The sequence below is a fragment of the Lapillicoccus sp. genome (assembly GCF_025353065.1).
Classification (GTDB): Bacteria; Actinomycetota; Actinomycetes; order Actinomycetales; family Dermatophilaceae; genus Lapillicoccus.
Genome location: NZ_JANXRJ010000058.1, coordinates 26,989 through 35,373 on the forward strand (window position 1 = coordinate 26,989; position 8,385 = coordinate 35,373).

Consider the following 8,385-nt stretch of genomic DNA (forward strand, 5'->3'; position numbering starts at 1 on the left):
CGGGCGTCGACCGAGGTCAGGACGGCGCGAGGGCCGCAGCGATCGCGTGCTGGGCGGTGTGGCGGCTCGGCTCGCGGTAGAGGGGAAGCAGCCCGGTGGTGAGAGCGTCCAGCCCCTCGACGTCGAGCCAGGCGTCGCCACCCAGCCGCTCACGCCCCTCCGGAGTGAGGTGGATGGGCGCCCAGCCGGGTGGGCCCTCGCCCACCACGACGAGGTCGAAGCGCTCGTCGGCGAGGAGCCGAGCCGCGTTGCGCTCGCCGATGCGGTGGTAGGCGACGGTCTCGACCTCCAGCCCCGGAATCAGCACCTTGACCGCGTGGACCGAGCCGTCACCGGGGGACAGATCGCGGTAGAGCACCTCGAAACCCTCGTCGGCAAGACGTCCGACGACGTCTCTCAGGTGCTCCTCGCTCGTGCCGGGTGCGGGTGTCGACGGGAGGTCGGCGAAGGCGACGATCTCGTGGCGCCGCAACACGCTCGCCGCGACGAGCGGGCGCCAGGTGGTCTCGGGGAGGGCGAGCCAGTCCACCATCGCCGTGAGGACGCGCTGCTCCTCGGCGGCCGGGTCCATCGAGGCGATGACCCGCTCGTAGGACGGCGGAGCGATGGCCCGCACGGCCTCGAGCGGACCGTGCATGAGCTGCTTGCGGGGCCGCGCGTTGGCGAACTCCAGCAGGGCCTTGCGGAGGGCGACCTCACGGTCGGGGTGGACCGCCTCACCGCACGCGGTGGCCGAGAGGATGTCGTCGTCGGGGGCCGACCCGACGACGTCGATGTTGGCCATCCCGAAGTCGACGGAAGCGAGCTTGGCGAGGACCTCGACCCCGGCCGCCGCGAGACGGTCCAGGGCCGCCCGGGTCTCGGGGTCGGTGACGGCGTCGAGGTCGAGGACGCACCCGGTGTCGAGGGCCCGGAAGGTCAGGCCGTTGCCGTCGCGCTGCACCACCTCGAGGACGGCGTGGGCGAGCGCCTGGGCCAAGGTCGAACCGGCCCCCAGCCCGTTGGACACCGGCGTGGTCAGCCACCCACCGGGGGGACTCACGGACGGCAGCTCGGAGCCGGCGCTGGCGACCAGCTCGGCCGGCACCCATACCGGCGAGTCGTTCTCGAGCCGTCGCATCGACAGCCAGACCAGGTCGGTGTCGTCGTCGAAGGGCACTCCCGCGGGCAGGCAGAGCCGTCGGGGGTCGACGACCGCGCCCACCCCGTGGCCGGCTCGAAGCGCACGGAGGGAGCCGGTCTCGTAGTGAGCGCCGGCCAACGCCCTTGCCGCACAGACGTGCTCGACGCACTCGCCGAGCGCTCCTACCCGCGCCCGCTGCTCGGTGCTGCCATAGCCGATCCCGCCGGTGCCGGCGCCGGCGGCCTCGCTCCACCACGTCGACCAGACGGGCACGCCGACGTGGTCCAAGGCCGTGAGGGGGAACTCCAGCAAGGACTGGGGTCCGAGGGTACGCACGAAGCTCTCGGTGACGCGCTCGAGCGCGGGATCGTGGTGGGCCGGCATGGCTCCACCCGATCAGACCCGGGCCGGGCCGTCCAGTGAGGGGAGGTCGCGAGGAGGCGGCGACCAGGGTGCCCGCACCCGGACGGATGCGGAGGTAGCGGCCGTTGAGCTCACGGGGCAGCCGGCCGGTCACCGGGAGGTCGGTGGTGCTGATCGCGTCCGGCACCGGCGCGACGTTGCCCGAGAGATAGGGGTTGCGGGTCGTCGTGGTGGTCAGGACCGCTCCGATCGTCAGAGGTGATGATGCAGCTCGTACCATCAGAACCGTCCACATCCGCGAGGCGCTCGCCGACCCCGCACACCTCAACGCCGCCCTCGGCTACTACTGGGGACAGTTCGACCCCACCCGCTTCGGCTCGCCGGAGTGGGCCTCCGAGCAGGAGGCGGCCTGGGGAGGGTCGGTGCCGCAGCCGACGCTCTACCTCCACGGGACCACCGACGGATGCCACGGTGTCAGCGAGCAGCAGGTCGCTCGGGTTCCGGGCTACGCCGGGCCGGGGTCGGAGGGGAAGCTCGTCGACGGGGTGGGTCACTTCATGCTCGTAGAGCGCCCGGACGAGATCAACGGTCTGATCACCGACTGGCTGCACCGCACCCCTGCGGTGGGTCAGGCCTGATGGTGGAGGAGGTGAGAACGCGCTGAGGAGAGCGCGTTTCCTTCTCCACCCGTCGAAGAGGTGACGTGAGCCGGGTGGAACCGGGTCAGGCGCCGGTCGCGGCGGGTAGCCAGACCGAGATGGTGGTCCCCTCGCTGGGCCTGCTCTCCACGCCCAAGCTGCCGCCCATCGCCTCGGTGAGCCCCCGAGCCAGCGGCAGCCCGAGCCCGACCCCCTCGTCGGAGTCGCGCCCCAGCCGGTCGAAGGGGACGAAGAGGCGGTCCAGATGTTCGGCGAGGATGCCGGGCCCTGTGTCGCGCACCGTGATCCGGACCCGTCCCTGCTCGGCGCCCCACCCGACGAACACCGCTCCGTCCGCTCGGTTGTAGCGGATGGCGTTCGTCACCAGGTTGATCAGCACCTGCCTGACCCGCCGCTCGTCGGCGTGCACCTGGATCGAGAGGGTCGAGGTCTCGGTGTGCAGGGCGACCTGCTCGGCCGTGGCCAGTGGCTTGACCATCGCAAGCACATCGGCGACCACGGGCTCCACCGTGACGTCGTGGAGGGCCAAGGGCAGTGACCGCGCCTCGATCCGAGCGACGTCGAGGATCTCGTCGACCATCGTCAGGATGTGGTCGGCCGCCCCGGCGATGTGGTGGAGGGCCGACGCCCGGCGCTCGGGATCGAGGTCCAGGGTGCCGAGCAGCTCGGTGAAGCCGGTGATCGCCTGCAGCGGGGTGCGCAGCTCATGGCCCAGCGCGCAGACGAAGTCGGTCTTGGCGCGGTTCGCGGCCTCGGCGGCCGCCCTGGCCAGCTCGGCCTCCGCCCGCTGCCGCCGCTCTCGCTCGGCCGCGCGCTGGCTGGTCACGTCCAGCACGTTCACCGAGAGGGCGCGCGGCGACCCGGACGTGTCCATGATGGGCGACACCGCCACGAACAGGTCGAGGACCCGGCCACGGGCCGTACGGGTCGTGGCCTCGTACTCCTCGTGACGGTGGCTGGCCGGGCGCGGGCACCGTGGGGTGAACACCTCGTCGAGATAGGTCCCGACCACGGCGGACTCGCCTCGCCCCAACATGGTCCGCATGGCGCGGTTCACCCGGATGATGGCGCCGTGGGGAGTTGTGAGCGCCATCCCGACGGCGTTGTCCTCGAACGCGCGGCGGAAGCGCTCCTCGCTCGCGGCGAGAGCGCCGATGACGGTGTCGTGGTCGATGGCGATGGAGGCGAGGTGGGTGAGTCGCTGGACGAGGTGCTCCTCGCGCGGTGAGGGCAGGTGCGGGCTGGAGTGGTAGACGGCGAAGGTGCCGCAGATGCCGTCGCGCCCGTGGATCGGGGTCGACCAGCAGGCCCGGAGACCGAAGAGGTCGGCCAGCGCCCGATACCGTTCCCACCGCAGGTCGGTCCGGATGTCCGCGGCGACGACCGGGCTCCCCGTGAAGGCGGCGGTCCCGCAGGACCCGGCGTCCGCGCCGATGGCCATGCCGTCGATGCTCGCCGAGTAGGCGGCGGGCAGCGAGGGCGCGGCGCCGTGCCGGAGGGTCGCGGCGTCACGGTCGAGCAGCAGCACCGAGCAGTGGCAGCCCGGGACGAGCACCTCGAAGGTCGCCGCGATGTCGGTCAGCACCCCGGCCAACGCGGCACCGGCGGCGATCTGCTCGAGGATGGCGGTCTGCCGGGTCAGCAGCGCGACGGCATCCGCCCGGTCGGGATCCAGGTCCGGATGCAGGTCGAGGGTCGTCACGGTCCCGACCGGTAGCCGACGCCGCGAACGGTCACCAGCTGGCCCGGTCCGAGCTTGTGCCGGAGCCGGTGCACGTGCTCGGTCACCGTGGCCTCGCTCAGCCAGCCCTGCGAGCACGACCAGACCTGCTCGAGAAGCTGGGCACGGGTGAAGACCTGCCGAGGGTGCGCGAGGAGAAAGGCGAGCAGGTCGAACTCGCGGGCCGTGAGGGCCACGGGCTGACCGTCGAGCTCGACCTCGCGGGTGCAGGCGTCGATGCGCAGGCCCGAGCACCGTCCGTCAGCCCTCCCGGCCACTTCGCGCGGGACCACCGGGTGGCCGCTGCTGCGTCGCAGCACCGAGCGCACCCGCGCCGCAAGCTCGCCGGGGGAGAAGGGCTTGACGAGGTAGTCGTCGGCGCCGAGGTCCAGACCGACGATGCGATCACCCTCGCCGCTGCGTCCCGACAGGACGACGACGGGCGTGGGGTCACCGCTACCTCGGAGACGGCGGAGCAGGTCGAGCCCGGACATGCCCGGCAGCGACAGGTCCAGCACGATGAGGTCGGGATGGTGGTCGGCGATGCCCTGCCAGGCGGTGTTGCCGTCGGCCGCCTCGCGGACGTCGTATCCCTCCGCCTCGAGCTGCCAGCAGACCACGGTGCGGACGCGGCTGTCGTCGTCGACGACCAGGAGTGAGGGACGGCTGTTCGTCACCGCGCTCGCGACCATGCGTGCTCCTTCCCGGCAGAGTCCGCGCACACGGCGTCGTGCAGGCGCGGCAGTCCTGTGTGGGTGCGACGCTACCCGTCTGCACGGGCGCAGGCGAGGGTTTGTCAGGGGAAGGCGGCCCGGACCTCCTCCGGGGTCGGCCCGCGGGGTGAGAGGAGGACGACCGCATCGTCGAAGCCCGCCTCAGCGTAGCGACGCAGGGCCGCGCCGAGGGCCGCCAGCTGCGTCCGGTCGTCCACCGGAACGGCGCAGACGATCGCCCGTCGCCCGCCCGCGGCCCGGTACCGCTCGTGGGCGGCGATGATCTCGTCCGGCGGGCTGCGGTAGCCGGAGGCGAGCCACCCGTCGAACTCCCGGGCCGCGCGCTCCACGTTGGCGCCCCACGAGCCGAGCAGCATCGCCGGTCGGCCGCCGTCGGGGGCGGGAGCGAGGTCGGCGTGCTCGTCGCGCCCGTCCGACAGGAGCACCCGCAGTCGGTCCGCATGGCTCCGAAAGGTCCGGAAGCGCCCGGCATACTCCCGGTCCAGCGCGAGGTAGTCGGCCTCGGTCGACCCCGGGCTCACCCCGAGGGTCAACCGGTCGCCGCACACCGCCATGAGGCTGAGCGCGCGATGGGCGACCTCGGCAGGGTGCAGCAGCGGCAGCTGGACGGTCGCCGTCCCCAGCTCGACGTCCTGGGTCACCGTCGCGGCCACCGCCAGGGTCGTGAACGGGTCGGGCACGAGCGCACCGCGCCCGACGATGTGCGGGGCCCACAGCGACTCGAAGCCCGCGGCCACCAGCCGCTGCGCCCACGGGGCCACAGCATAGGGCGGCGCGTCGGACAGGTGGACGAGCGTGGCGCCGAGGCGCATGAGGTGTCCTCCTCCCGGCTCAGTCGGGCGGGCCGAGACGGGCCGCCGCGAACCGCTCGTACCACCGCAGGGCATCGGGGTCGTCGACGGACGCGAGGTTGGCCGCCTTCTCCAACGGCGTCCCCCGCATCATCTTCTTGATGGGCACCTCGAGCTTCTTGCCGCTGAGGGTGTGCGGCACCGCGGGCGCCTCGAGGATCTCGTCGGGCACGTGTCGTGGGGTGAGGCGGTCGCGCAGCGTGGCGACGATCTTCTGCTTCAGCTCGGCGTCGACCTCCTGCCCCGGGGCGGGGACGACGAACAGGCCCAGCCAGTATGCGTCGTCGGGCTGCTCGACCCCGATGACGAGCGCCTCGGCGACCTCCGGCATGGTGGCGAGCACGTCGTAGAAGTCGCTGCTGCCCAGCCGGACGCCCTGCCGGTTGAGAGTCGAGTCGGAGCGGCCGTGCATCGACACGCTGCCATCGACGTGCATCGTGACCCAGTCCCCGTGGCGCCAGACGCCGGGCCAGGTGCCGAAGTAGGACTCCGTGTAGCGCTGCGCGTCCGGGTCGTCGACGAGGTGGACCGGCATCGAGGGCATGGGCTGGGTGACGACGAGGTCGCCGACGACGTCGATGACCGCGAGGCCGGCCTCGTCCCACGCGGCGGCGTCGACACCCGCGAGTCGGCCGCCGATCCGACCCGCGCGCACCGGCGTGTACTCGTTCGCGCCGACGAAGGCCCCGGAGATGTCGGTGCCGCCGCTCGTCGAGTCGATCCTCAAGGATCCGCTGACGTGCTCCATGACCCAGTGGTAGCCGCTCGGCGGCAGCGACGACCCGCTGACCATGAGGTGGCGCAACCGCCCGAGGTCGTGCTGCTGGCGGGGAGACCGCTCGGTGGTCGACGGGGTGTTCTGGGACGCGGTGATGACCGCGGCGCCCAGGAGCATCACGTCCGCCCGGGTGCGGGCCGCGACCTCCCAGACCGCTCCGGCCGGATACCCTGGGCTGCCCTCGTAGACAACGATGCTCGCCCCTTGGCTCAGCGCGCCGAGCTGCATGTTCCACAGTGCCCAGCCGGTGGACGTGGAGGTGAACATGCGCTCCCCCGGGCGCAGCCCGCAGTAGAGCCCGGCCCACTTGCTGCCCTCGAGCGTGATGCCGCCGTGGCTGTGGACGAGGCCCTTGGGCCGTCCGGTCGTGCCGGAGGTGAAGAGCACCCACAGCGGGTGCGAGAACTCGACCTGGTCGACCACCAGGGCCTCGTCGTGGGCCATCACCTCGTCCCAGGTCGCCCCGCCCTCGGGCGTGGGGCGGTCGGGGAAGGCGTAGGCGACGTGGACCACGTGTCGCAGTGTCGGGAGCCCCCGGCGGAGCTGCCGGACGACGTCGCTGCGGTCGAGCGTCCCTCCGTTCCAGTGGTATCCGTCGGCGGCGATGAGCACGGCGGGCTCCAGCTGCGCGAGGCGGGCGATGGTCCCGTCGGCGCCGAAGTCCGGGGAGCAGCACGCCCACACCGCCCCCACGGCCGCGGCGGCGAGGCAGCCGATGACGGCGTGCTCGGTGTTGGGCAGGTAGGCGGCCACCCGGTCGCCCGGGCGCACCCCGGCCTCCCGGAGCCAGGCCGCCAGCGCAGCCACCGACCGCCGTAGCCCCTCGAAGGTGATCTCTCGCGCCGCCTCGCCGCCTTCCTGCACGCAGACCAAGGCCGTGTCCTCGTCGCTGCCCCGACGCAGTGCGTGCTCGGCCCAGTTCAGCCGGGCGCCGGGGAACCAGCGCGTGCGCGGCATCGGGTCCGCGGTGCGCACCTGCGTCCAGGGCGCCGAGAAGGCGACCTCGAAGTAGTCGACGATGGAGATCCAGAACCGGTCCAGGTCCTCCACCGACCAGGCCCACAGGGCGTCGTGGTCGGCAAACGGCCGTCCTTGACGTAGCTCCAACCAGTCCAGGTAGGCCCGCAGCGCGGACTGCTCGATGCGCTCGGCGGTGGGGCGCCAGAGGACGTCGTCCGAGCCGTCGCGGGGAGCCATGGTGCGACCGTAGAGGCCGGGGTCGGCATACCGCGCGGTGGACAGCGAGCGTTGATGGTCCGTTGAGACGGCGACGAGCCTGCGTTGAGGAAGGGCGCCAAGTCTCGGACGTGTCCGCGCAGGCGACCATCTCAAGGAGCCGACCGATGAAGCTCGCTCTCTACCTCCCGAACTTCCGCGACCACGTCACGGTCAAGGAGCTCGAGGACCTCACCGCCCTTGCCGAGGACCTCGACTTCGACTCGGTCTGGACCCTCGACCGGATCATCGTGCCCGAGGCCTCCGACCGCGGGGAGCTGCAGTTCCCCTTCGGCATGATGACCGACTTCCCCCTGCAGATGCCGGTGGTCGCCCGGGGCAAGTGGTTCCAGGGCATGACGCTGATCCCGTGGCTGGCCGCGAAGACGACCAAGGTCCGCATCGGCATGAGCATCATCGACACGCCGTATCGCGCGCCCGCGGTGCTCGCCGCCGAGCTCGCCACGCAGGACCACCTGTCGGGCGGGAGGCTCAACGTCGGCGTCGGCGCCGGGTGGATGCCGGAGGAGTTCGCCGCCGCCAGCGTCCCGCAGCTGTTCGCCCGTCGCCACGGGCACGTGCGCGAGACGATCGAGATCATGCAGGGCATCTGGTCCAACGAGCTGTTCGAGTACCACGGCGAGTTCGCCGACTTCCCGCTCTCCGGGTTCGGCCACCAGCCCCTGCAGAAGCCCGGCCCGCCGATCTACTTCTCCGGTCTGAAGGACTCGGCGCGGTCGGCCAAGCGCATCGCGAAGTACGGCCTGCAGGGCTGGATCGGCATCCAGGACTCGCCGGAGGACATCAAGCGCTGGAAGGACGAGATGGAGCGCGAGCTGGGCGAGCTCGGCCGGACGTTCCCGGACGGCGTCGACATGTGCAGCATGATCTGGTTCACCATCACCGCTGACGCGGTCGACCAGACCCCGGCCGGCAACGGCT

The 8,385-nt window shown here is 72.1% G+C and carries 7 protein-coding genes; 2 read left to right on the top strand and 5 right to left on the bottom strand.

The annotated features are described in order from the left end of the window. Positions 1-16: 16 nt before the first annotated feature. The gene (locus Q0R63_RS05645; protein WP_295695162.1) at positions 17-1,507 is read right to left on the bottom strand and encodes a YcaO-like family protein; all 1,491 of its coding nucleotides are present in this window, start codon (positions 1,505-1,507) and stop codon (positions 17-19) included. Between the two features lie 209 nt (positions 1,508-1,716). Between Q0R63_RS05645 and Q0R63_RS05650 the strand changes: the two genes are divergently transcribed. After that, positions 1,717-2,124 carry an alpha/beta hydrolase gene (locus Q0R63_RS05650; protein ID WP_295695164.1) on the top strand — a complete coding sequence of 136 codons (408 nt, stop codon included), beginning with the start codon at positions 1,717-1,719 and terminating at the stop codon, positions 2,122-2,124. An 85-nt stretch (positions 2,125-2,209) separates the two neighbouring features. Here Q0R63_RS05650 and Q0R63_RS05655 read toward each other — a convergent pair whose 3' ends face one another. The 4 genes from Q0R63_RS05655 to Q0R63_RS05670 form a co-directional block, all read right to left on the bottom strand. Beyond that, positions 2,210-3,847: an ATP-binding protein gene (locus Q0R63_RS05655; RefSeq protein ID WP_295695166.1), complete on the bottom strand. Its 1,638-nt coding sequence runs from the start codon at positions 3,845-3,847 to the stop codon at positions 2,210-2,212. Continuing rightward, positions 3,844-4,557 carry a response regulator transcription factor gene (locus Q0R63_RS05660; RefSeq protein WP_295695168.1) on the bottom strand — a complete coding sequence of 238 codons (714 nt, stop codon included), beginning with the start codon at positions 4,555-4,557 and terminating at the stop codon, positions 3,844-3,846. The genes Q0R63_RS05655 and Q0R63_RS05660 overlap by 4 nt, the downstream gene beginning before the upstream one ends. A 104-nt stretch (positions 4,558-4,661) precedes the next feature. Beyond that, entirely contained in the window at positions 4,662-5,411 is a 750-nt protein-coding gene (locus tag Q0R63_RS05665) for an LLM class flavin-dependent oxidoreductase (RefSeq protein ID WP_295695170.1), read from the bottom strand. A gap of 19 nt (positions 5,412-5,430) precedes the next feature. Further along, positions 5,431-7,425, bottom strand: a complete 1,995-nt coding sequence (locus Q0R63_RS05670; RefSeq protein ID WP_295695172.1) for an acetoacetate--CoA ligase — start codon at positions 7,423-7,425, stop codon at positions 5,431-5,433. 146 nt (positions 7,426-7,571) lie between these two features. On the opposite strand from Q0R63_RS05670, the gene Q0R63_RS05675 reads away from it, so the two are divergent. Continuing rightward, on the top strand, positions 7,572-8,385 hold an 814-nt coding region (locus Q0R63_RS05675), incomplete at its 3' end, for an LLM class flavin-dependent oxidoreductase (protein WP_295695174.1).